This is a genomic window from Streptomyces sp. NPDC102467, assembly GCF_044765445.1.
Classification (GTDB): domain Bacteria; phylum Actinomycetota; class Actinomycetes; order Streptomycetales; family Streptomycetaceae; genus Streptomyces.
On sequence record NZ_JBIWKA010000003.1, the window covers coordinates 344,818 to 367,524 of the forward strand.

Consider the following 22,707-nt stretch of genomic DNA (forward strand, 5'->3'; position numbering starts at 1 on the left):
CTGGACGGCGTGCAGGAACTCCACGACGCCCCCCTCGCCCCCCTGACCACCTTCCGGCTCGGCGGGCCCGCCACCCGGCTGCTCACCGCGACCACCGACGCCGAGGTGATCGACGCGGTGCGCGAGGCCGATGCCGCCGGCACCCCGCTGCTGATCATCGGCGGCGGCAGCAACCTCGTCATCGGCGACCAGGGTTTCGAAGGAACCGCCCTGCGCCTCGCCACCAAGGGCTTCGAACTCGACGGTACAAAGCTGGAGTTGGCGGCCGGCGAGGTGTGGACCGACGCTGTGGGGCGCACCGTCGAGGCGGGTCTCGCGGGTATCGAGTGCCTCGCCGGGATCCCCGGCTCCGCGGGCGCGACGCCGATCCAGAACGTGGGGGCGTACGGCCAGGAGGTCTCCGCCACGATCACCGAGGTGGTCGCCTACGACCGCAGGGCGGGCGGGACGGTCACGATCCCCAACGCCGAGTGCGGCTTCTCGTACCGGCACAGCCGTTTCAAGGCCGAACCCGACCGCTACGTAGTGCTGAGGGTGCGCTTCGAGCTGGAGGACGCGGGCGGCCTGAGCGCTCCCATCAAGTACCCCGAGACCGCCCGCACCCTCGGTGTCGAGGCAGGCGACCGGGTCCCCGCCGCGACCGCGCGCGAGACCGTTCTGAAGCTGCGCTCCGGGAAGGGCATGGTGCTCGACCCCGAGGACCACGACACATGGTCGGCCGGGTCGTTCTTCACCAACCCCATCCTTACGGATGCGGAGTTCGCCGCCTTCCACGCGCGCGTGGCCGAGCGTCTGGGCCCCGACGCGAAGGCGCCCGCTTTCCCCGCGGGGGAGGGGCTGACGAAGACATCGGCGGCCTGGCTCATCGACAAGGCGGGCTTCACCAAGGGGTACGGCACCGGCCCGGCCCGCATCAGCACGAAGCACACCCTCGCCCTCACCAACCGGGGCGACGCCACCACCGAGGACCTCCTCGCCCTGGCCCGCGAGGTCGTGTCGGGTGTCCGCGAGGCCTTCGGGGTGACGCTGGTCAATGAGCCGGTCACCGTCGGCGTACGCCTCTGAGCTGCGTTTTTTCGTTGACCTTCAAGGGCCTTGCCCCTGATAGTGACGGTGTCGGACCGTGCGACACGTACCTCAGGGTGGGGACCACAGATGCAGGAGAACGACGGGCAGTTCGTGCTGCCCGCCTACGAGCGCGCTCAATTGTGCTTGCGCGCCGGGGAGTTGCCGCAGGCGCGCGACGAGGCGCAGGCGGGTCTGGACGCGCACGGGCCGCACGCGGGCCTCTACGCGGTCCTCGGTCGCGCCCACGTGGCCGAGGACGACGACGACCACGACGCCGCCGCGGAGCGCGCCTACCGGGCCGGGCTGGACGCCTTCCCCGACGACCTCGACCTGCTCGCCGCGTACGCCGAGTTCGGACTGGCCGCTGACGTCATGGAGCAGCCGGGACGCTTTTCACGGGGGCGCAAGGCGGCCGACCGGCTCCGGGAGCTGGCGCCGGACTCGCCCCAGGCGCTGCGGATCGACGGCGAGCGCCCGGGGCCGCGGCTGCCGTCCCTGGCGTACGTCCAGCGCCACGACGCCAGGGTCGCCCTGACCGGTGGAGTGGACCTTCGCGACGCGGCCCGGCAAGCGGGGCAGGCGGCCGAGGCGTGGCCGTACGACCGGCGCCTTGCGGTGCGCGCGGAGACCCTCGCGGCCCTGTCGTCGGAGGGTCTCGTCTGTCTGACGCTGCGCGCGCCGTACCGGGCCGTGCTCGTGCTGTGCGCCCTGGTGGCGGCATGGCTGCTCGCCGTACCTGCGCTGGGTCTCCCCGGACACCAGTGCCTGTGGGCCCTCCTGGCGCTGGTTCCTCCGCTGCGTGAGCAGACGGTCCTGCGGGGCGCGCGCCGGCGTGCGGAGCGACGCATGCCCGCCGGATACGCGCTGCCCGCGCCCGGTGCGCCCGACGTTCCGCTCCCGACACCGCGCGAGCGGGCGGCGTTGCTGCTCGCGTTCGTCATCGTGGCGGGAGCGTGCACCGGGTCCTTCGGATGGCAGTACGTACGGGCGGCCGACTATCCGCACTATGCGGCGGCCGTACCGAGCTCCTTCCGTGGCATGCCGCTGGAGACCGGGAACCCCATGGCTGACTTCCTCGACTCCTCCCTGGCGTCAGCCTCCTTGCCCCAGGGTGCCGACACGTTCTCAGGTGTCTACAGGGACGAGGATTCCGGCCGCGGGATCGCGGTCTTCGGAGCCACCGGTGATCTGCACAGCGAGGATCCGGACGACCTGTATGAGGGCATACGGGAAGGGGTGGAGGAAGGGGGTGGCAGCGTGAGGACCACGTGGACCGCCGATCCGGGGCCGCTCGGTGGGCGACTGGAATGCATGACCTACGAGCAGTTCGCCGCCTCGCTGACGGCCTGTGCCTGGGTCGACAAGGGCAGCATGGGTGTCGTGATGACCAGTGGCGGTTCCGTCGGCCGTGAGACCTCCGCGCAGGCCGCCCGGGAACTACGTCGAGCGACCCTGCGCCCCGCCACACCAGGGGTTGTTGTCTAAGGCACTAGTAGGCCACCCCGACCCCCTGTTTCACCGTCGCCGGGTCGTCCACCATCGCCAGCATCGCGTGGGCGACGTCCGCGCGGGAGATGAAGCGGCCCGAGCGCGGGAAGCCGCCCACGACCTTCCGGTACGAGCCCGTCAGCGGCTTGTCCTGCAAGCGCGGGGGCCGCACCGAGGTCCAGTCCGTCGCGCTGCGCGCCAACTCGGCCTCCATGGCGGCCAGATCGTCGTAGACGGCCTTCAGGATCGCGCCGATCACCTTCATCATCGTGCGGTCGGCCAAGGGCGAGTCCGCCGGCTGCGGACCCACCGGGCCCGCGCTGACCACCAGGAGCCGGCGCACGCTCTCCGCGTCCATCGCCTTCAGGACCGAACGGGTCAGCTCCGCCGCGATTCCCGCGTCCGCGCGCTTGCGGGCACCGAGTCCGGAGAGGACGGCGTCGCGGCCCGCGACCGCGGGACGCAGCGACCCCGGGTCCGAGAGGTCGCCGCGGAACACTTCGAGGCGCTCGCCCGTGACCGCGAACCGGGCCGGGTCCCGTACCACGGCCGTCACCTCGTGACCGGATCCCAGGGCCTGCCGGACGATCTCCTGCCCGATGCCTCCTGTGGCACCGAAAACCGTGAGCTTCATGGCGTACCTCCAGGTGCGCTGCACGTGGTGGGTGAGTGCTCACTCACCCCTGCTCGCCCTTAGAGTGAGTGAGTACTCACCTCCGCGTCAAGCTTGGTTGGAGCCTGCATGGACCAGAAACCGGCCCGGGTCCGCATCGTCGATGCGGCCCACGACCTCATGCTGACCATCGGCCTGGCCCGCACCACCACCAAGCAGATCGCCAAAGCGGCGGAGTGCTCCGAGGCAGCGCTCTACAAGTACTTCGCCAACAAGGAGGAACTCTTCGTGACGGTGCTCAACGAGCGCCTCCCGAAGCTGGGTTCCCTCCTCGGCCGCCTCCTTACACAAGGGGCGGGCGACCCCGACCGCACGGTCGAGGAGAACCTCACCGACATCGCCCATGAAGCGGCGCTCTTCTACGAGCAGACGTTCCCGATGGCCGCATCCCTGTATGCGGAGCCCCAGCTCAAGCGCCGCCATGAAGAGGTCCTGCGCGAGATGGGCTCAGGGCCGCACCGGCCGATCCAGGGCCTCGACGCCTACTTGAGGGCCGAACAGGAGGCGGGCCGCATCAGCCCCGACGCCGACACGTATGCGGCCGCGTCCCTCCTCCTGGGAGCCTGCGCGCAGCGCGCCTTCGCTTACGAGATGACCCCGGACCGCAAGCCACCGCAGCCGGTGGACGTGTTCGCCGCCGGAGTCGCCCGTACCCTCCTGGGCGGTATCGCCCTACAGGGATGAGGCTCAGGCCAGCCACTCCCCGATGCCGCTCAGCAGCTTCTCCTTGATGTCCACGGGGGCGGCCGAGCCCCGCACGGACTGCCGGGCCAGCTCGGCCAGTTCGGCGTCGGAGAAGTCATGGTGGCGGCGCGCGATGTCGTACTGCGCGGCCAGGCGCGAGCCGAACAGGAGCGGGTCGTCCGCGCCCAGCGCCAGCGGCACCCCGGCCTCGAAGAGCGTGCGCAGCGGCACGTCCTCGGGCTTCTCGTAGACACCGAGCGCGACATTCGAGGCCGGGCACACCTCGCACGTCACCCCCCGGTCCGCGAGCCGCTTCAACAGTCGCGGGTCCTCGGCGGCCCGCACCCCGTGCCCGATCCGGGTGGCGTCCAGGTCGTCGAGGCAGTCCCGTACGGACGCGGGACCGGTCAGCTCGCCGCCGTGCGGCGCCGACAGCAGGCCGCCCTCCCGCGCGATGTGGAAGGCCCGGTCGAAGTCGCGCGCCATCCCGCGCCGCTCGTCGTTGGAGAGGCCGAACCCGACGACGCCCCGGTCCGCATACCGCACCGCGAGCCGCGCCAGCGTGCGGGCGTCCAGAGGGTGCTTCATGCGGTTGGCGGCGACGAGCACGCGCATCCCGAGCCCGGTGTCCCGCGAGGCCCGCTCGACGGCGTCGAGGATGACCTCCATGGCGGCGATCAGGCCGCCGAGCCGGGGCGCGTAGGACGTCGGGTCGACCTGGATCTCCAGCCACCCGGACCCGTCCGCGATGTCCTCCTCCGCGGCCTCCCGGACGAGTCGCTGGATGTCCTCCGGGCCCCGCAGGCAGGACCGCGCCGCATCGTAGAGACGCTGGAACCGGAACCAGCCGCGCTCGTCCGTGGCCCGCAGCTTGGGCGGCTCCGCGCCGGTCAGCGCGTCGGGCAGACGTACGCCGTACTTGTCGGCGAGTTCGAGCAGTGTCGTGGGCCGCATCGACCCGGTGAAATGCAGATGCAGGTGGGCCTTCGGCAGCTGACGGACGTCACGGTGTACACGCTCCATCCCAAGATCCTGCCGTATGCACCTGTAGTACCGGTAGCGCCTTTGCCCTTTCGGGGTGCCTTCCGAACGAAGAAACGGGCCGCCTCTGTAGGGAGGCGGCCCGTTTCTTCGAGCAAGTGACTACAAGGGAGCGAGAACTCAGTCCCGCGCCTCGGCCAGCAGCTTCTGGACGCGGGAGACACCCTCGACGAGGTCCTGGTCGCCCAGCGCGTAGGAAAGCCGCAGATAGCCCGGCGTACCGAAGGCCTCGCCCGGAACCACCGCGACCTCGGCCTCCTCCAGGATGAGCGCGGCCAGCTCGACGGAGTCCTGCGGGCGCTTGCCGCGGATCTCCTTGCCGAGCAGCCCCTTCACCGACGGGTACGCGTAGAAGGCGCCCTCCGGCTCAGGGCAGACGACGCCGTCGATCTCGTTGAGCATCCGCACGATCGTCTTACGGCGCCGGTCGAAGGCCTCGCGCATCGTGTCCACGGCGGTCAGATCGCCGGACACGGCGGCGAGCGCGGCCGCCTGCGAGACATTGGAGACGTTCGAGGTGGCGTGCGACTGCAGGTTCGTCGCCGCCTTCACGACGTCCTTCGGGCCGACGATCCAGCCCACGCGCCAGCCGGTCATCGCGTACGTCTTCGCGACGCCGTTGACCACGATGCACTTGTCGCGCAGCTCGGGAAGGATCGCCGGCAGCGACGTGAACTTCGCGTCCCCGTATACGAGGTGCTCGTAGATCTCGTCCGTCATGACCCACAGGCCGTGCTCCAGGGCCCAGCGCCCGATGGCCTCGGCGTCGGCCTCGCTGTACACGGCACCCGTCGGGTTCGACGGCGAGACGAAGAGCACGACCTTCGTGCGCTCGGTGCGCGCGGCCTCCAACTGCTCGACGGAGACGCGGTATCCGGTCGTCTCGTCGGCCACGACGTCCACCGGCACACCGCCCGCGAGCCGGATCGACTCCGGGTACGTGGTCCAGTACGGCGCCGGGACGATGACCTCGTCGCCCGGGTCGAGGATCGCGGCGAACGCCTGGTAGATGGCCTGCTTGCCACCGTTGGTCACCAGGACCTGGGAGGCGTCGATCTCGTAGCCGGAGTCGCGCAGCGTCTTCGCGGCGATCGCGGCCTTCAGCTCGGGAAGACCGCCGGCCGGCGTGTAGCGGTGGAACTTCGGGTTCTTGCAGGCCTCGATGGCCGCCTCGACCACGTAGTCGGGCGTCGGGAAGTCGGGTTCACCGGCGCCGAAGCCGATCACCGGGCGCCCTGCGGCCTTGAGGGCCTTGGCCTTGGCGTCGACGGCGAGGGTGGCGGACTCGGAGATGGAGCCGACGCGGGCCGAGACCCGACGCTCAGTAGGAGAGGAACCAGCAGACGGAGAAGGAGTTGCAGCGCTCATAACCCCATCGTTCCAGACCCGAAACCCGCCGGGCACACGGGTTTCCAAGACCACCGCATCCCCTCTTGATCCACTGCTTGATCCACTGGTGCTCCTGATCTGTTCGACGGAGGGCCGCGGAGCACGTACACTCACTGCTCGTTGGCCTTCACCGGCCGCACTTTCCCAGCGCACTCCGTGCAGCCGGGCGGATGCGGTACGTTGGGGGAACAAAGGGTCGTAGCTCAATTGGTAGAGCACTGGTCTCCAAAACCAGCGGTTGGGGGTTCAAGTCCCTCCGGCCCTGCTCACACTCCTTCGCCAGGATGTGTGCGGATGTACGTACTGCATTGCACCGCCGTGCGGCTCAACCGGGCGCGGCACGGCCACGACCCGGAATCAGGTGAGTTGAGTGACGGACGCCGTGGGCTCCATCGACGTGCCTGATGCCCAGGATGAGGCGCCGGAGTCCAAGAAGAAGGCCCGCAAGGGTGGCAAGCGCGGCAAGAAGGGCCCCTTCGGCCGCCTCGCTCTCTTCTACCGCCAGATCGTCGCGGAGCTCCGCAAGGTCGTCTGGCCGACTCGCAACCAGCTCACCACGTACACCACCGTGGTGATTGTGTTCGTCGTCATCATGATCGGCCTGGTGACCGTGATTGACTATGGGTTCAACCATCTCGTCAAGTACGTTTTCGGCTGAGCCGACAGCGGAGGGCGCCGGACCACGGCGTCCCTTTCGCATGTTCCACCCCTATGTATCCAGGAAGAAGCAGCCACAGTGTCTGACCCGAACCTGAACGAGGCGATCGAGCCGGTCGAGTCCGTTGAGGACGAGACCGACATCGTCGAGGCGGCGGACGCCGAGGAGCCGGACCAGGCCGAGGCTGCCGACATCGCCGCCGGTGAGCCCGCCGAGGAAGCGGCCCTCGAGGTCGAGTCCGACGGCGGCACCGACGCCGAGGTCTCCGAAGACGCCGAAGCCGCCGAAGACACAGAGGACGTCGAAGGCGCCGAGGACTCGGCCGTCGAGGCCGAGACCGAAGCCGAGGCCGAGGCCGAAGAAGCCGTCGAGGAGCAGGTCGACCCCGTCACCGCCCTCCGTGACGAGCTGCGCGGCCTGCCCGGCGAGTGGTACGTGATCCACACCTACGCGGGCTACGAGAAGCGCGTGAAGGCCAACCTCGAACAGCGTGCCGTCTCGCTGAACGTCGAGGAGTTCATCTACCAGGCCGAGGTCCCCGAGGAAGAGATCGTCCAGATCAAGAACGGCGAGCGCAAGAACGTCCGGCAGAACAAGCTGCCCGGTTACGTTCTCGTCCGCATGGATCTGACGAACGAGTCCTGGGGCGTCGTCCGCAACACCCCGGGCGTCACCGGCTTCGTGGGCAACGCCTACGACCCGTACCCGCTGACCCTGGATGAGATCGTCAAGATGCTCGCCCCGGAGGCCGAGGAGAAGGCCGCCCGTGAGGCCGCGGAGGCCGAGGGCAAGCCCGCTCCGTCCCGCAAGGTCGAGGTCCAGGTCCTGGACTTCGAGGTCGGCGACTCGGTCACCGTCACCGACGGCCCGTTCGCGACGCTGCAGGCCACGATCAACGAGATCAACGCCGACTCGAAGAAGGTCAAGGGCCTCGTCGAGATCTTCGGCCGCGAGACTCCGGTCGAGCTCAGCTTCGACCAGATCCAGAAGAACTAGTACCTCTCAGCACCTTCTGGACACACCGCTTCCGAACAGGTCAGATGGGCTCTCAAAAGCCTGTCTGACCTGCTCGGTTTTTAGCCGCGCATGGATACCCGTTATCGTTGTGCGGTATGCCTCCATCCGGATGATCCGGACGATCATTCACCACGATGGTGGCTGAACACTCTCACTAAGACCCGGAGAGAGAGCACATGCCTCCCAAGAAGAAGAAGGTCACGGGGCTCATCAAGCTCCAGATCCAGGCCGGCGCTGCCAACCCGGCTCCGCCGGTCGGCCCCGCGCTGGGCCAGCACGGCGTCAACATCATGGAGTTCTGCAAGGCCTACAACGCCGCGACCGAGTCGCAGCGCGGTTGGGTCATCCCGGTGGAGATCACGGTCTACGAAGACCGCTCCTTCACCTTCATCACCAAGACCCCGCCGGCCGCGAAGATGATCCTCAAGGCCGCTGGTGTCGAGAAGGGCTCGGGCGAGCCGCACAAGACCAAGGTCGCCAAGATCACCGAGGCGCAGGTCCGTGAGATCGCCACGACCAAGATGACCGACCTGAACGCCAATGACCTGGACGCCGCGTCCAAGATCATTGCCGGCACCGCCCGTTCCATGGGCATCACGGTCGAGGGCTGACCTCACCCCCGTAAGGCCAACCGTGGAAGGGCCTGCTCGGCCCGGACCACGACTCCTCAGAACACACAGGAGCAGTAGTGAGCAAGCGCAGCAAGAATCTCCGCGCTGCGGACGCCAAGATCGACGCGGACAAGCTCTACGCCCCGCTCGAGGCCGTCCGTCTCGCCAAGGAGACCTCCACGTCGAAGTTCGACGGCACCGTCGAGGTCGCCTTCCGCCTGGGCGTTGACCCGCGCAAGGCCGACCAGATGGTCCGTGGCACCGTGAACCTCCCGCACGGCACCGGCAAGACCGCCCGGGTCCTGGTCTTCGCGACCGGTGACCGTGCAGCGGCCGCGGAAGCCGCCGGCGCCGACATCGTCGGCTCCGACGAGCTCATCGACGAGATCTCCAAGGGCAACCGCCTGAACGAGTTCGACGCCGTCGTCGCCACTCCGGACCTCATGGGCAAGGTCGGCCGCCTCGGCCGCGTGCTCGGTCCCCGTGGCCTCATGCCGAACCCGAAGACCGGCACCGTGACCCCGGACGTGGCCAAGGCCGTGAACGAGATCAAGGGTGGCAAGATCGAGTTCCGCGTCGACAAGCACTCGAACCTGCACTTCATCATCGGCAAGGCGTCCTTCGACGACACGCAGCTGGTGGAGAACTACGGCGCGGCACTGGACGAGATCCTTCGTCTGAAGCCGTCCGCCGCCAAGGGTCGCTACATCAAGAAGGCCGCGATCAGCACCACGATCGGCGCCGGCATTCCGGTCGACCCGAACCGCACGCGCAACCTCCTCACCGAGGAAGACCCCGCTGGGGTCTGAGCTGCCACAGCTCGCTGAAGTAGGCGACGGGCCCCGCACCTTTCGAGGTGCGGGGCCCGTTCCCCTTTTCCACCCCGTACGGGACCGGCACTGCGCTAGCGTCGCCGTGACCGATCGGGGGAGCCGATGACGTACGTACGACAGGTCCTGGGCGTCACGGCGATGTGCGCGCTGCTCGTGGCCTGCGGTGGGCCGACCGCCGGGCCGACGGCGGACCCGGGCGCCGTCGACGAGTTGCGTGCGGCCCAGAAGAAGGTGGCCGCGGCGGGCTCGGCACGTGTCGAGGCGACGATGGACACCGGCGACCGGCTCGCCTCACGCAGCGCGGGCACGCTCAGCTGGTCCGACGGCGTCGAGGGCACGCTCACGGTGCGCGTCACCGGCGGTGAGCTGGCGGCCGACACCGTCAAGTTCGGCGGCGACCCGTCCCAGACGCGTTTTCTGCGGGACGCCTACTACACGCGGATGACCGACGCGTTCGCCGCTCTCCAGGGCGGCCGGCACTGGATCCGCCGCCCGTACGACGCCGACAGCGACCTCACCCCGGCCGACTCGCTCACGGCGCTCGTCGCCGCGCGAGACCTTCGCAGGGTGGGGGAGGAGACCGTGCGCGGTACCCGGGCCCGGCACTACCGGGGCAACTCCGGAGGGCAGCGCATCGACGTCTGGATCGACGCCCGCCATCTTCTGGTGCGGCGCACCCAGCGTGCGGGCGACTTCACCAGCACCGTCCACTACCGCGACTACGGCAGCGCCGCGGCCGCCGAGCGCCCGCCCCTGCACGACACCGTCGACTTCAAGGACGTGGCGCAGGACGGTTGAACCCCGGCCCGTATGCCCCCGCCTCTACCGCCTCGGCACGTATATCCCCGGCCCGTTGTCGGAGGCGTCGGTTATCGTGCGATCAGTACAGGTGTTCCTAGGGGTGGGATTGAGATGACTGTTGTCGTACGACGCACGGTCGGCGCTGCCGCCGCGACCGCGCTGCTGTGTACCGGGGCCGTGGCCTGCGGGGGCGGGTCCGACAAGGCGGGCGAGAAGGCGCCGCAGTCGCACTCTCAGGTGACGCAGGCGCTGACGGCCGCGTACAAGAAGACCGCCGAGGCCAAGTCCGCCAAGGTCGAGATGACGATGAAGACGCCGTCCGCGCTCGGTGGCGGCGGCACCATGAAGATGTCCGGCACCATGGGCTGGGACCCGACCGTCATGGATATGACGATGAGCGGCTCCGCCTTCACCGCCGCCGACCCGGACGCGCCGAAGAACGTCCGCATGGTCTGGCAGGACAACGTGATGTACATGGACCTGGGCGCTGCCGCGGCCAAGGACATGGACGGCAAGCGCTGGATGAAGATGGACCTCGCCGCCGCCGCGAAGCAGTCCGGCGACGAGAAGCTCACCAGCCAGCTGACCGGCGGCGTGGACAGCATGAACCAGGACCCGGCCCAGCAGATCGCGGTCCTGCTCGATTCGCCGAACCTCAAGCACATCGGCTCCGCCGAGATCGACGGCGTACAGACGCAGCACTACAAGGGCAAGCTGACCGTCGACGAGATGATGGCGAAGAACGACTCGCTGAAGGTCCTCAGCAAGTCCGAGCGCAGCCAACTTCTGAAGAACGTCAAGAAGGCCGGTATCGACGACTACGACACCGAGCTGTGGATCAACGACGACGATCTGCCGGTCCGTATGGACGTCACCATGGACAGCACCCAGGGCGCCGTCGACATGTCGATGCGGTACTCGGACTACGGCGCCGCGGTGAAGGTCGACGTGCCGCCCGCGGGCCAGACCTTCGACTTCATGGACATGCTGAAGGAGATCAGCGGGGCGGCGGGCTCCGGCGCCACTTCCGGCTCCGGCACCGGCTCGGACGCGACCGATTCGGGGCTGGACAGCAGCGTCTGAGGGCGGCATCCGAGCGGATTTGCTTGACGTCGCTCCTTTCACGTAATCTTCCACAGAAGCCAAAGACCGCTGGTCGTTGCCGTGTGCTCGTCAGAGTGTGCGGTGGCCGAAGGATCCGCTGAAATTGCGGACGACCCGCGTAGGTGACTGTGGAAGTACTCCTGGGATCTCATGGATTCCGGTCGAGTTCACGCCCTGGCGCCTGCGCCGGGGCGTTTCGTTTTCCCAGTCTCCTTCTGAGCGGTCCTCATCACCCGGAAGGAGGCCGACGCTCTATGCCGACGCCCGACAAGGCTGCCGCGGTAGCCGAGCTCACGGACAAGTTCCGCAGCTCGAACGCCGCCGTGCTGACCGAGTACCGGGGTCTCACCGTGGCGCAGCTCAAGCAGCTGCGCCGCTCCCTCGGTGAGAACTCCGAGTACGCCGTGGTGAAGAACACGCTGACCAAGATCGCGGCCAATGAGGCCGGGATCGACACGCTGGACGACCTCTTCACGGGTCCGACGGCGGTTGCCTTCGTCACCGGTGACCCGGTGGTGTCGGCGAAGGGTCTTCGTGACTTCGCCAAGGACAACCCCAACCTCGTCATCAAGGGCGGTGTCCTTGACGGCAAGGCGCTGTCCGCCGACGAGATCAAGAAGCTCGCGGACCTCGAGTCCCGCGAGGTTCTGCTCAGCAAGCTGGCCGGTGCCTTCAAGGGTAAGCAGACGCAGACTGCTCAGCTCTTCCAGGCGCTGCCCACGAAGTTCGTCCGCACCGCGGAGGCGCTTCGTGCCAAGCAGGCCGAGCAGGGCGGTGCCGAGTAATTCGGCTCGCACATTGACCCTCGCCGCATAGGCGGCGGAGGTCGTAGCGGGCCGAATGTACGCCCGCTTCACATGTACATCCGGCACCAGCCGAATTAGTGGAAGGATCGCCCATCATGGCGAAGCTCAGCCAGGAAGACCTGCTCGCCCAGTTCGAGGAGATGACCCTCATCGAGCTCTCCGAGTTCGTGAAGGCGTTCGAGGAGAAGTTCGACGTCACCGCCGCCGCGGCCGTCGCCGTTGCCGGCCCCGCCGCCGGTGCCCCGGTCGAGGCCGAGGCCGAGCAGGACGAGTTCGACGTCATCCTCACGGGTGCCGGCGAGAAGAAGATCCAGGTCATCAAGGTCGTGCGTGAGCTGACCTCGCTGGGCCTGAAGGAGGCCAAGGACCTCGTCGACGGCACCCCGAAGCCGGTCCTCGAGAAGGTCGCCAAGGACGCCGCCGAGAAGGCCGCCGAGTCCCTCAAGGCCGCCGGCGCCTCCGTCGAGGTCAAGTGACCTTGCGAGTCTGCTGACTCCCGCTCGGCGAAACTGCTCCTTCGGGGGCTGTAACGCCGACGCACCGAAGGGCGATCACCCAACTGGGTGGTCGCCCTTCGGCGTTCGCTGGCTCGCGCGTCAACGGTGCCTTGCACTGTCGGTCCCGCAGAGTATGGTGATCTTCGTTGTGCCTGGGGCCCTTCCTGTCGGGGTCCTGTTCGGTCACGAGGGGGCCTTGACGAACCGCACGCAGCGCGCAATTCTCAGGACGCGTCGTCACAACGATCCGGATCCGAGGCATGGATCGACGACGAAGAGGGCAGTAAAGATGTGCGCTCAGCGCACAAGGCATGCCGCAGACGGTGGACGGTTGAGAACAACGAGGGTGTCAAAAAACCCGCACTGGACATCAGTGAGCCTTCTGGCTACACTGTCCCTTTGCGCTGCCTGTTAGCTGCTCCCTGCCCGTCACCAGGGGCATGCCCTCGCTTGAGCACAGTGGACTGAATCAGCCCTGACCTGGCCAATCGGCCGAGCCGGAGCGGGCTCTGTCCCTCTGCCCCGCTGGGGACCGGTACGCGCGTAGTGAGTCCGAGCCCTCGGAAGGACCCCCTCTTGGCCGCCTCGCGCAACGCCTCGACCGCGAATACGAACAACGGCGCCAGCACCGCCCCGCTGCGCATCTCCTTTGCAAAGATCAAGGAGCCCCTCGAGGTTCCGAACCTTCTTGCGCTGCAGACCGAAAGCTTTGACTGGCTGCTCGGCAATGACGCGTGGAAGGCTCGTGTCGAGGCGGCAATCGAAAGCGGACAGAACGTCCCCACCAAGTCCGGTCTGGAGGAGATCTTCGAGGAGATCTCTCCGATCGAGGACTTCTCCGGGTCGATGTCTCTGACGTTCCGCGACCACCGCTTCGAGCCTCCCAAGAACTCGATCGACGAGTGCAAGGAGCGCGACTTCACGTTCGCCGCCCCGCTCTTCGTCACGGCCGAGTTCACCAACAACGAGACCGGCGAGATCAAGTCCCAGACGGTCTTCATGGGCGACTTCCCGCTCATGACCAACAAGGGCACCTTCGTCATCAACGGCACCGAGCGTGTCGTCGTGTCGCAGCTGGTCCGTTCGCCGGGTGTCTACTTCGACTCCTCCATCGACAAGACGTCCGACAAGGACATCTTCTCGGCCAAGGTCATCCCGTCCCGGGGTGCCTGGCTGGAGATGGAGATCGACAAGCGCGACATGGTCGGTGTCCGCATCGACCGCAAGCGCAAGCAGTCCGTCACCGTCCTGCTCAAGGCCCTCGGTTGGACGACCGAGCGGATCCTGGAGGAGTTCGGCGAGTACGAGTCCATGCGCGCCACCCTGGAGAAGGACCACACCCAGGGCCAGGACGACGCGCTGCTCGACATCTACCGCAAGCTGCGCCCGGGCGAGCCGCCCACGCGTGAGGCTGCTCAGACGCTGCTCGAGAACCTCTACTTCAACCCGAAGCGCTACGACCTCGCGAAGGTCGGCCGCTACAAGGTGAACAAGAAGCTCGGCGCGGACGAGCCGCTGGACGCCGGTGTGCTCACCACCGACGACATCATCGCCTCGATCAAGTACCTGGTGAAGCTGCACGCCGGTGAGACGGAGACGGTCGGCGAGTCCGGTCGTTCGATCATCGTCGAGACCGACGACATCGACCACTTCGGCAACCGCCGTATCCGTAACGTGGGCGAGCTCATCCAGAACCAGGTCCGTACGGGTCTCGCCCGTATGGAGCGCGTCGTGCGTGAGCGCATGACCACCCAGGACGTCGAGGCGATCACGCCGCAGACCCTGATCAACATTCGCCCGGTCGTGGCGTCGATCAAGGAGTTCTTCGGTACGTCGCAGCTGTCCCAGTTCATGGACCAGAACAACCCGCTCTCGGGCCTGACGCACAAGCGTCGTCTCAACGCCCTGGGCCCGGGTGGTCTCTCCCGTGAGCGGGCCGGCTTCGAGGTCCGCGACGTGCACCCGTCCCACTACGGACGCATGTGCCCGATCGAGACCCCTGAAGGCCCGAACATCGGCCTGATCGGTTCGCTCGCCTCGTACGGCCGGATCAACGCGTTCGGCTTCATCGAGACGCCGTACCGCAAGGTCACGGGTGGCGTCGTCGGCGACGAGGTGGACTACCTCACCGCCGACGAGGAGGACCGGTTCGTCATCGCTCAGGCCAACGCGCCGCTGAGCGACGAGTTCCGGTTCGAGGAGGCCCGCGTCCTGGTCCGCCGTCGTGGCGGAGAGGTCGACTACGTCCCCGGTGACGACGTCGACTACATGGACGTCTCGCCGCGCCAGATGGTGTCGGTCGCGACCGCCATGATCCCGTTCCTCGAGCACGACGACGCCAACCGTGCCCTCATGGGCGCGAACATGATGCGTCAGGCCGTCCCGCTCATCAAGAGCGAGGCGCCGCTCGTCGGCACCGGCATGGAGTACCGCTGCGCCACCGACGCCGGTGACGTGCTCAAGGCGGAGAAGGACGGTGTGGTCCAGGAGGTCTCCGCGGACTACATCACCATCACCAACGACGACGGCACGTACACCACGTACCGCCTGCACAAGTTCTCCCGCTCGAACCAGGGCACCTCGGTCAACCAGAAGGTTGTCGTGGACGAGGGCGCGCGTGTGATCGAGGGCCAGGTCCTGGCCGACGGTCCCGCCACCGAAGAGGGCGAGATGGCCCTCGGCAAGAACCTGCTCGTGGCGTTCATGCCCTGGGAGGGTCACAACTACGAGGACGCGATCATCCTGTCGCAGCGCCTCGTGCAGGACGACGTCCTCTCCTCGATCCACATCGAGGAGCACGAGGTCGACGCCCGTGACACCAAGCTGGGCCCGGAGGAGATCACCCGGGACATCCCGAACGTCTCCGAGGAGGTCCTCGCCGACCTCGACGAGCGCGGCATCATCCGTATCGGTGCCGAGGTCGTCGCCGGCGACATCCTCGTCGGCAAGGTCACGCCCAAGGGTGAGACCGAGCTGACGCCGGAGGAGCGCCTGCTCCGCGCGATCTTCGGTGAGAAGGCGCGCGAGGTGCGCGACACCTCGCTGAAGGTGCCGCACGGTGAGATCGGCAAGGTCATCGGCGTCCGCGTCTTCGACCGTGAAGAGGGCGACGAGCTGCCGCCGGGCGTGAACCAGCTGGTTCGTGTCTACGTGGCGCAGAAGCGCAAGATCACGGACGGCGACAAGCTCGCAGGCCGCCACGGCAACAAGGGTGTTATTTCGAAGATCCTGCCCATCGAGGACATGCCGTTCCTCGAGGACGGAACTCCGGTCGACATCATCCTGAACCCGCTGGGTGTGCCGTCCCGAATGAACCCGGGACAGGTCCTGGAGATCCACCTCGGCTGGCTCGCCAGCCGCGGCTGGGACGTCTCCGGCCTCGCGGACGACTGGGCACAGCGCCTGCAGGTCATCGGCGCCGACCAGGTCGCCCCGGGCACCAACGTCGCCACCCCCGTCTTCGACGGTGCGCGTGAGGACGAGCTCGCGGGTCTGCTGCAGCACACGATCCCGAACCGTGACGGCGAGCGCATGGTGCTCCCGTCCGGCAAGGCGCGGATGTTCGACGGCCGTTCCGGCGAGCCGTTCCCGGACCCGATCTCGGTCGGGTACATGTACATCCTCAAGCTCCACCACCTGGTCGACGACAAGCTCCACGCCCGGTCGACCGGTCCGTACTCGATGATCACCCAGCAGCCGCTGGGTGGTAAGGCCCAGTTCGGTGGCCAGCGCTTCGGTGAGATGGAGGTGTGGGCGCTGGAGGCATACGGCGCCGCGTACGCCCTCCAGGAGCTGCTGACGATCAAGTCCGACGACGTGACCGGCCGCGTGAAGGTCTACGAGGCCATCGTCAAGGGCGAGAACATCCCCGAGCCCGGCATTCCTGAGTCCTTCAAGGTGCTCATCAAGGAAATGCAGTCTCTGTGCCTCAACGTGGAGGTGCTGTCCTCGGACGGCATGTCCATCGAGATGCGCGACACCGACGAGGACGTCTTCCGCGCAGCGGAGGAGCTCGGCATCGACCTGTCCCGGCGCGAGCCGAGCAGCGTCGAAGAGGTCTGACGGGAGTCCGGTGCGGGGGCTCAGGGATGAGCCCCCGCACCGACCCCGCGACCCCCGTTTCAGACCACAGACTTACAACCCTGAGAGGGATTGACGCATAGTGCTCGACGTCAACTTCTTCGATGAGCTCCGGATCGGTCTGGCCACCGCTGACGACATCCGTCAGTGGAGCCACGGCGAGGTCAAGAAGCCCGAGACCATCAACTACCGCACCCTCAAGCCGGAAAAGGACGGGCTCTTCTGCGAGAAGATCTTCGGCCCCACCCGGGACTGGGAGTGCTACTGCGGCAAGTACAAGCGTGTCCGCTTCAAGGGCATCATCTGCGAGCGCTGTGGCGTCGAGGTCACCCGCGCCAAGGTGCGCCGTGAGCGGATGGGCCACATCGAGCTCGCCGCTCCCGTCACGCACATCTGGTACTTCAAGGGTGTTCCGTCGCGCCTTGGCTACCTGCTCGACCTCGCCCCGAAGGACCTTGAGAAGGTCATCTACTTCGCGGCGTACATGATCACGTTCGTCGACGAAGAGCGCCGTACCCGTGACCTGCCCTCCCTCGAGGCGCACGTCCAGGTCGAGCGTCAGCAGGTCGAGAACCGTCGCGACTCCGACCTGGAGGCCCGCGCCAAGAAGCTCGAGACCGACCTGGCCGAGCTCGAGGCCGAGGGTGCCAAGGCCGACGTGCGCCGCAAGGTGCGCGAGGGTGCCGAGCGTGAGATGAAGCAGCTGCGCGACCGTGCGCAGCGCGAGATCGACCGTCTCGACGAGGTGTGGAACCGCTTCAAGAACCTCAAGGTCCAGGACCTCGAGGGCGACGAGCTGCTCTACCGCGAGCTGCGTGACCGTTTCGGCACGTACTTCGACGGCTCGATGGGTGCCGCGGCGCTGCAGAAGCGCCTCGAGTCCTTCGACCTCGACGAAGAGGCCGAGCGCCTGCGCGAGATCATCCGTACCGGCAAGGGCCAGAAGAAGACCCGTGCGCTCAAGCGCCTCAAGGTCGTCTCCGCGTTCCTGCAGACCAGCAACAGCCCCAAGGGCATGGTGCTCGACTGCGTGCCGGTCATCCCGCCGGACCTGCGTCCGATGGTGCAGCTGGACGGTGGCCGCTTCGCGACCTCCGACCTGAACGACCTGTACCGCCGCGTCATCAACCGCAACAACCGCCTGAAGCGGCTTCTCGACCTCGGTGCTCCCGAGATCATCGTGAACAACGAGAAGCGCATGCTCCAGGAGGCCGTGGACGCCCTCTTCGACAACGGTCGTCGTGGTCGCCCGGTCACCGGTCCCGGTAACCGCCCGCTGAAGTCCCTGAGCGACATGCTCAAGGGCAAGCAGGGTCGTTTCCGTCAGAACCTTCTCGGTAAGCGTGTGGACTACTCCGCGCGTTCCGTGATCGTCGTCGGCCCGCAGCTGAAGCTGCACCAGTGTGGTCTGCCGAAGGCCATGGCGCTGGAGCTCTTCAAGCCGTTCGTGATGAAGCGCCTGGTGGACCTCAACCACGCGCAGAACATCAAGTCGGCGAAGCGCATGGTCGAGCGCGGCCGCACGGTCGTGTACGACGTCCTGGAAGAGGTCATCGCCGAGCACCCGGTTCTGCTGAACCGTGCGCCGACGCTGCACCGCCTCGGCATCCAGGCCTTCGAGCCGCAGCTGGTCGAGGGCAAGGCCATCCAGATCCACCCGCTCGTCTGCACCGCGTTCAACGCGGACTTCGACGGTGACCAGATGGCCGTGCACCTGCCGCTCTCCGCGGAGGCGCAGGCCGAGGCCCGCATCCTGATGCTGTCCTCCAACAACATCCTGAAGCCCGCCGACGGCCGCCCGGTGACGATGCCGACCCAGGACATGGTCCTCGGCCTGTTCTTCCTCACCACGGACGGCGAGCTGCGCGACACCAAGGGCGAGGGCCGTTCGTTCGGTTCCACGGCCGAGGCGATCATGGCGTTCGACGCCGGTGATCTCGCGCTGCAGTCGCAGGTCGACATCCGCTTCCCGGTGGGCACCATCCCGCCGCGTGGCTGGACGCCGCCGGCCGCCGAGGAAGGCGAGCCGGAGTACCAGGCGGGCGACAGCTTCCGGCTGCGTACGTCCCTGGGGCGCGCGCTCTTCAACGAGCTGCTGCCCGAGGACTACCCGTTCGTCGACTACTCGGTGGGCAAGAAGCAGCTCTCCGAGATCGTCAACGACCTGGCCGAGCGCTACCCCAAGGTCATCGTGGCGGCGACGCTCGACAACCTGAAGGCGGCCGGCTTCCACTGGGCGACCCGTTCCGGCGTCACCGTGGCCATCTCCGACATCGTCGTCCCTGAGGCGAAGGTCGAGATCGTCAAGGGTTACGAGGCCCAGGACGAGAAGGTCCAGAAGCAGTACGAGCGCGGTCTCATCACGAAGGAAGAGCGCACTCAGGAGCTCATCGCGATCTGGACCAAGGCGACCAACGAGGTCTCCGAGGCGATGAACGCGAACTTCCCGAAGACCAACCCCATCTTCATGATGGTTGACTCGGGTGCCCGAGGAAACATGATGCAGATGCGTCAGATCGCCGGTATGCGTGGTCTGGTGTCGAACGCCAAGAACGAGACGATCCCGCGCCCGATCAAGGCTTCCTTCCGTGAAGGCCTGTCGGTGCTCGAGTACTTCATCTCGACTCACGGTGCTCGTAAGGGTCTGGCGGACACGGCTCTGCGTACCGCCGACTCGGGTTACCTCACCCGTCGTCTGGTCGACGTCTCCCAGGACGTCATCATTCGCGAGGAGGACTGCGGCACCGACCGTGGTCTCAAGCTCGCGATCGCCGAGCGCGGCGCCGACGGCGTCCTGCGCAAGACGGACGACGTCGAGACCAGCGTGTACGCCCGCATGCTCGCCGAGGACATCGTCGTCGACGGCAAGGTCATCGCGCCGGCCAACGTCGACCTGGGTGACGTGCTCATCGACCAGCTGGTCGCGCACGGCGTCGAGGTCGTCAAGACCCGCTCGGTGCTCACCTGCGAGTCCGCGGTCGGCACCTGTGCCTACTGCTACGGCCGCTCGCTGGCCACCGGCAAGCTGGTCGACATCGGTGAGGCGGTCGGCATCATCGCCGCCCAGTCCATCGGTGAGCCCGGTACCCAGCTGACGATGCGTACCTTCCACACCGGTGGTGTGGCCGGTGACGACATCACCCAGGGTCTGCCCCGTGTCGTCGAGCTCTTCGAGGCTCGTACGCCGAAGGGTGTCGCCCCGATCTCCGAGTCCGCGGGCCGTGTCCGCATCGAGGAGACCGAGAAGACCAAGAAGCTCGTTGTCACCCCCGACGACGGCAGCGACGAGATCCCGTTCCCGATCTCCAAGCGTGCCCGTCTGCTCGTGGGCGAGGGCGACCACGTCGAGGTGGGCCAGAAGCTCACCGTGGGTGCCACCAACCCGCACGACGTGCTGCGCATTCTGGGCCAGCGTGCCGTCCAGGTCCACCTGGTCGGCGAGGTCCAGAAGGTCTACAACTCGCAGGGTGTGTCGATCCACGACAAGCACATCGAGATCATCATCCGGCAGATGCTGCGCCGCGTGACGATCATCGAGTCCGGCGACGCGGAGCTGCTGCCGGGCGAGCTCGTCGAGCGCTCGAAGTTCGAGACCGAGAACCGTCGTGTGGTCACCGAGGGCGGTCACCCCGCCTCCGGCCGTCCGCAGCTGATGGGTATCACCAAGGCTTCGCTGGCGACGGAATCCTGGCTGTCGGCCGCCTCCTTCCAGGAGACGACCCGAGTCCTGACGGATGCGGCGATCAACGCCAAGTCCGACAGCCTCATCGGCCTCAAGGAGAACGTCATCATCGGTAAGCTCATCCCGGCCGGTACGGGTCTGTCCCGCTACCGCAACATCCGGGTGGAGCCCACCGAGGAGGCCAAGGCCGCGATGTACTCGGCCGTCGGCTACGACGACATCGACTACTCGCCGTTCGGCACCGGCTCCGGCCAGGCCGTTCCGCTGGAGGACTACGACTACGGTCCGTACAACCAGTAAGCGAGTCGCTTGAGTTGAACCGAAGGGCGGCCACCCCGTTGCGTACGGGGTGGCCGCCCTTCGGCGTTGTTCAGTGTCCGTCAGTGTCCGGCCACTTGCAGCGTCGTGACGACGACGGTCGCGATGGTGGCCAGGGCGCCGATGCTGGCCAGCGGCCAGCGGGAGCGCTCCAGGGCGTCCAGGCGCTGCTCGTGGTCGGAGAGCTGCCTGTCGGTCTGGTCGCTGCGCTGGACGAGCAGCGCCAGCGAGCCGTCGGCGCGGGCGAACCCGGCCTCCACGGTGCCGCGCAGCCGCTCCAGTTCCACGGCGACGACGGTCGGGTCGGACAGCGGTGACGGTCCGGCTTCGTTCACGCGTCCCCCTGGTCCGTGGTGTCGGGCCCCGTCGTGCGCAGCCAGGCAGGGAGCAGGGCCTGGACGCCGGGCAGGGCCATCACCCGGGTCACCGCCGCGGCGACGGCCAGGGTGCCCGCCACCCAGGGCAGCGTTCCGGGCAGGCCTGCGGCCTCGACGACCGTCGGAAGCAGGACACACAGGCCGAGGGCGGTCTGCAGGACGGTGCGCAGGGTGTGCTTGGCGGCCTGTGACATGGTGCGCCTCCTTGTTCCTCAAGCGGTGTACGGGACCTTGAGCGCCGCCCAGGACGCGGCGCCGGGCCAGCCGTCGGCGTCCGCGCCGCGGTAGCCGAGCTTGCGTTGCCAGGCGGCGTAGGACTGCCGGTCCGTCTCGGACCAGTGCGCGGAGGGGCCCACGCGGTAACGGCCGCAGCCCTCGGCGACCAGACGGCGCCCCATCGCGGTGACCAGCGGCGAGTTCGGGGCGCCCTTGAAGAAGGAGGCGCCGGGGAACGGCTGGTAGCGGGGCGGACGCGGGGGCTCGCTCGGCTGTGCGCCGCCGTGCGACGAGGAGAGCCGGCTCTGCACGCGGCGGCGCATGCCGGTCATGGCGAAGCCGCGCGGGTCGCTCTTCCAGTCCGACCATTCCAGGTGCCCGATGACGGACTTGGCGCCCCAGCCGTGGGCTCGGCACAGGGCGGCCGAGACCCGCTCCACGGCGTCGAGTTGGGCGTCCGGCCAGGGGTCGTGGCCGTCGCCGAGGTTGACGCACTCGAAGCCATAGAAGCGGGAGTTGCCGTCGACGGCGCCCGCGCTGCCCTCGTGCTGGTGCGGGGCCGGGGGCCGGTCCCCGTACGTCTCGGTGATCACGGCCTGGAGGACGGAGGGGTCGCCGCCGCCCGCGTGGTTGGCGCGGCCGTTGCCGACGAGGTGGACGGTGCCGTCCTTGGCGATGACGCCGTGACACAGGGGGCCGGGCAGAGCGCTGTGGCCGTTGAAGCACAGTCCGACGGATGAGCTGGTGCCCGAGGAGACGGTGTGGTGGATGATCACGCCGTTCACCGGTCCCCAACTGCCCTTTTGATTACGGTTGTTGGTGCGCCAGCCGGGGTGTTCGACGACGGTGACGCCCTCGGCCCGCAGGGCGGAGACGAGGGCGTCGGCGGTCAGGGGTGCGGCCATGGGATGCCTTCCTGGGGAACGCGGACATGAAAAAGGCCCCGGCCGCGGAAGGGCTCGGGGCGTACGGGGCGAGGGGGCCGCTACTCGGGGCTGGGGCTGCTCGTCCACTGGGCGCACAGGGCGGCGTACGCCTGGGTGTTCTGCGCGAAGTCGGCGAGGGCGTCCGCGACCGCGCGCTGGATCGCGGTCTGGTCCGGGGCCACCGGGTCGGTGCCGACGGGCGGCACCGAGACCCGGCCGACACCGCGCAGGACCGCGCCGTTCGCGCCGGACTCGGTCAGCTGGGCGGTGATGTTGACCGGGGAGTACGTGCCGGTGATGGAGTCCGGCGCGATGACGCTGTTCAGGCTGGTGTCGGAGACGTTGACGTAGACGGTGTGGCCGGCCTCGGCGAGGGTGGCGCGGCCTGCGAAGTCGATGGCGAGGCCCCAGGGCTGGGTGGGGTCGATGTCCATGGGC

At 67.9% G+C, this 22,707-nt stretch carries 20 protein-coding genes and 1 tRNA gene; 14 read left to right on the forward strand and 7 right to left on the reverse strand.

The window, feature by feature from the left end; genetic code table 11:
* Positions 1-9: 9 nt before the first annotated feature.
* The gene (locus tag ACIREE_RS07490) at positions 10-1,065 is read left to right on the forward strand and encodes a UDP-N-acetylmuramate dehydrogenase (RefSeq protein ID WP_404147658.1); all 1,056 of its coding nucleotides are present in this window, start codon (positions 10-12) and stop codon (positions 1,063-1,065) included.
* Positions 1,066-1,155: 90 nt separating this feature from the next.
* A complete protein-coding gene (locus tag ACIREE_RS07495) occupies positions 1,156-2,553 on the forward strand; it encodes a tetratricopeptide repeat protein (protein WP_404147660.1) in 1,398 nt (465 codons plus the stop codon).
* 4 nt (positions 2,554-2,557) lie between these two features.
* Here the strand turns inward: ACIREE_RS07495 and ACIREE_RS07500 are convergent, their stop codons facing one another.
* Positions 2,558-3,190, reverse strand: coding sequence for an NAD(P)-dependent oxidoreductase (locus tag ACIREE_RS07500; protein WP_404147662.1), 633 nt, complete (start codon positions 3,188-3,190; stop codon positions 2,558-2,560).
* Between the two features lie 108 nt (positions 3,191-3,298).
* Between ACIREE_RS07500 and ACIREE_RS07505 the strand changes: the two genes are divergently transcribed.
* Positions 3,299-3,913 (forward strand): TetR/AcrR family transcriptional regulator, encoded by a 615-nt coding sequence (locus tag ACIREE_RS07505; RefSeq protein ID WP_404147665.1) that lies wholly within the window; start codon positions 3,299-3,301, stop codon positions 3,911-3,913.
* A gap of 3 nt (positions 3,914-3,916) precedes the next feature.
* On the opposite strand, the gene ACIREE_RS07510 is transcribed toward ACIREE_RS07505, so the two are convergent.
* Complete coding sequence (locus tag ACIREE_RS07510; protein ID WP_404147667.1) at positions 3,917-4,936, reverse strand: adenosine deaminase; 1,020 nt, start codon at positions 4,934-4,936, stop codon at positions 3,917-3,919.
* A 138-nt stretch (positions 4,937-5,074) separates the two neighbouring features.
* The gene (locus ACIREE_RS07515) at positions 5,075-6,322 is read right to left on the reverse strand and encodes a pyridoxal phosphate-dependent aminotransferase (protein WP_404147670.1); all 1,248 of its coding nucleotides are present in this window, start codon (positions 6,320-6,322) and stop codon (positions 5,075-5,077) included.
* A gap of 213 nt (positions 6,323-6,535) precedes the next feature.
* Between ACIREE_RS07515 and ACIREE_RS07520 the strand changes: the two genes are divergently transcribed.
* From ACIREE_RS07520 to ACIREE_RS07570, 11 genes are all read left to right on the forward strand, one after another.
* Positions 6,536-6,608: transfer RNA gene (locus ACIREE_RS07520), tRNA-Trp, on the forward strand.
* A 105-nt stretch (positions 6,609-6,713) separates the two neighbouring features.
* Positions 6,714-7,001 (forward strand): preprotein translocase subunit SecE, encoded by a 288-nt coding sequence (secE, locus tag ACIREE_RS07525; RefSeq protein WP_404147672.1) that lies wholly within the window; start codon positions 6,714-6,716, stop codon positions 6,999-7,001.
* A gap of 78 nt (positions 7,002-7,079) precedes the next feature.
* Positions 7,080-7,997, forward strand: a complete 918-nt coding sequence (gene nusG / locus ACIREE_RS07530; RefSeq protein WP_404147675.1) for a transcription termination/antitermination protein NusG — start codon at positions 7,080-7,082, stop codon at positions 7,995-7,997.
* A 197-nt stretch (positions 7,998-8,194) separates the two neighbouring features.
* Positions 8,195-8,629 (forward strand): 50S ribosomal protein L11, encoded by a 435-nt coding sequence (rplK, locus tag ACIREE_RS07535; RefSeq protein ID WP_363192649.1) that lies wholly within the window; start codon positions 8,195-8,197, stop codon positions 8,627-8,629.
* 77 nt (positions 8,630-8,706) lie between these two features.
* Positions 8,707-9,438 carry a 50S ribosomal protein L1 gene (rplA, locus tag ACIREE_RS07540; RefSeq protein WP_404147678.1) on the forward strand — a complete coding sequence of 244 codons (732 nt, stop codon included), beginning with the start codon at positions 8,707-8,709 and terminating at the stop codon, positions 9,436-9,438.
* A gap of 126 nt (positions 9,439-9,564) precedes the next feature.
* Entirely contained in the window at positions 9,565-10,260 is a 696-nt protein-coding gene (locus tag ACIREE_RS07545; RefSeq protein WP_404147681.1) for a hypothetical protein, read from the forward strand.
* 114 nt (positions 10,261-10,374) lie between these two features.
* On the forward strand, positions 10,375-11,346 hold the full coding sequence (locus tag ACIREE_RS07550) for a hypothetical protein (protein WP_404147684.1): 972 nt from the start codon (positions 10,375-10,377) through the stop codon (positions 11,344-11,346).
* 275 nt (positions 11,347-11,621) lie between these two features.
* Positions 11,622-12,152: a 50S ribosomal protein L10 gene (gene rplJ / locus ACIREE_RS07555; protein ID WP_363192645.1), complete on the forward strand. Its 531-nt coding sequence runs from the start codon at positions 11,622-11,624 to the stop codon at positions 12,150-12,152.
* A gap of 116 nt (positions 12,153-12,268) precedes the next feature.
* Positions 12,269-12,649 carry a 50S ribosomal protein L7/L12 gene (rplL, locus tag ACIREE_RS07560; RefSeq protein ID WP_404147687.1) on the forward strand — a complete coding sequence of 127 codons (381 nt, stop codon included), beginning with the start codon at positions 12,269-12,271 and terminating at the stop codon, positions 12,647-12,649.
* A 597-nt stretch (positions 12,650-13,246) separates the two neighbouring features.
* Entirely contained in the window at positions 13,247-16,732 is a 3,486-nt protein-coding gene (gene rpoB / locus ACIREE_RS07565; RefSeq protein WP_404147690.1) for a DNA-directed RNA polymerase subunit beta, read from the forward strand.
* A 100-nt stretch (positions 16,733-16,832) separates the two neighbouring features.
* Positions 16,833-20,732, forward strand: a complete 3,900-nt coding sequence (locus ACIREE_RS07570; RefSeq protein ID WP_404147693.1) for a DNA-directed RNA polymerase subunit beta' — start codon at positions 16,833-16,835, stop codon at positions 20,730-20,732.
* An 80-nt stretch (positions 20,733-20,812) separates the two neighbouring features.
* On the opposite strand, the gene ACIREE_RS07575 is transcribed toward ACIREE_RS07570, so the two are convergent.
* From ACIREE_RS07575 to ACIREE_RS07590, 4 genes are all read right to left on the reverse strand, one after another.
* Positions 20,813-21,085 carry a hypothetical protein gene (locus tag ACIREE_RS07575; RefSeq protein ID WP_404147696.1) on the reverse strand — a complete coding sequence of 91 codons (273 nt, stop codon included), beginning with the start codon at positions 21,083-21,085 and terminating at the stop codon, positions 20,813-20,815.
* Positions 21,082-21,321, reverse strand: coding sequence for a hypothetical protein (locus tag ACIREE_RS07580; RefSeq protein ID WP_404147698.1), 240 nt, complete (start codon positions 21,319-21,321; stop codon positions 21,082-21,084). The genes ACIREE_RS07575 and ACIREE_RS07580 overlap by 4 nt, the downstream gene beginning before the upstream one ends.
* Before the next feature lie 18 nt (positions 21,322-21,339).
* Positions 21,340-22,248 (reverse strand): peptidoglycan-binding protein, encoded by a 909-nt coding sequence (locus ACIREE_RS07585; protein ID WP_404147701.1) that lies wholly within the window; start codon positions 22,246-22,248, stop codon positions 21,340-21,342.
* Positions 22,249-22,328: 80 nt separating this feature from the next.
* A complete protein-coding gene (locus tag ACIREE_RS07590; protein WP_404147704.1) occupies positions 22,329-22,703 on the reverse strand; it encodes an ATP-binding protein in 375 nt (124 codons plus the stop codon).
* Positions 22,704-22,707: the final 4 nt, after the last annotated feature.

What these genes read in the sequence shown, in the direction of transcription:
- rplJ (WP_363192645.1), top strand. Translation starts at nt 11,622, where the DNA reads ATGCCGACGCCCGACAAGGCTGCCGCGGTAGCCGAGCTCACGGACAAG.
- rplK (WP_363192649.1), top strand. Translation starts at nt 8,195, where the DNA reads ATGCCTCCCAAGAAGAAGAAGGTCACGGGGCTCATCAAGCTCCAGATC.
- ACIREE_RS07500 (WP_404147662.1), bottom strand. Translation starts at nt 3,190, where the DNA reads ATGAAGCTCACGGTTTTCGGTGCCACAGGAGGCATCGGGCAGGAGATC.
- ACIREE_RS07495 (WP_404147660.1), top strand. Translation starts at nt 1,156, where the DNA reads ATGCAGGAGAACGACGGGCAGTTCGTGCTGCCCGCCTACGAGCGCGCT.
- rplL (WP_404147687.1), top strand. Translation starts at nt 12,269, where the DNA reads ATGGCGAAGCTCAGCCAGGAAGACCTGCTCGCCCAGTTCGAGGAGATG.
- ACIREE_RS07580 (WP_404147698.1), bottom strand. Translation starts at nt 21,321, where the DNA reads ATGTCACAGGCCGCCAAGCACACCCTGCGCACCGTCCTGCAGACCGCC.
- ACIREE_RS07585 (WP_404147701.1), bottom strand. Translation starts at nt 22,248, where the DNA reads ATGGCCGCACCCCTGACCGCCGACGCCCTCGTCTCCGCCCTGCGGGCC.
- ACIREE_RS07505 (WP_404147665.1), top strand. Translation starts at nt 3,299, where the DNA reads ATGGACCAGAAACCGGCCCGGGTCCGCATCGTCGATGCGGCCCACGAC.
- ACIREE_RS07550 (WP_404147684.1), top strand. Translation starts at nt 10,375, where the DNA reads ATGACTGTTGTCGTACGACGCACGGTCGGCGCTGCCGCCGCGACCGCG.
- ACIREE_RS07590 (WP_404147704.1), bottom strand. Translation starts at nt 22,703, where the DNA reads ATGGACATCGACCCCACCCAGCCCTGGGGCCTCGCCATCGACTTCGCA.
- ACIREE_RS07510 (WP_404147667.1), bottom strand. Translation starts at nt 4,936, where the DNA reads ATGGAGCGTGTACACCGTGACGTCCGTCAGCTGCCGAAGGCCCACCTG.
- ACIREE_RS07515 (WP_404147670.1), bottom strand. Translation starts at nt 6,322, where the DNA reads ATGAGCGCTGCAACTCCTTCTCCGTCTGCTGGTTCCTCTCCTACTGAG.
- ACIREE_RS07545 (WP_404147681.1), top strand. Translation starts at nt 9,565, where the DNA reads ATGACGTACGTACGACAGGTCCTGGGCGTCACGGCGATGTGCGCGCTG.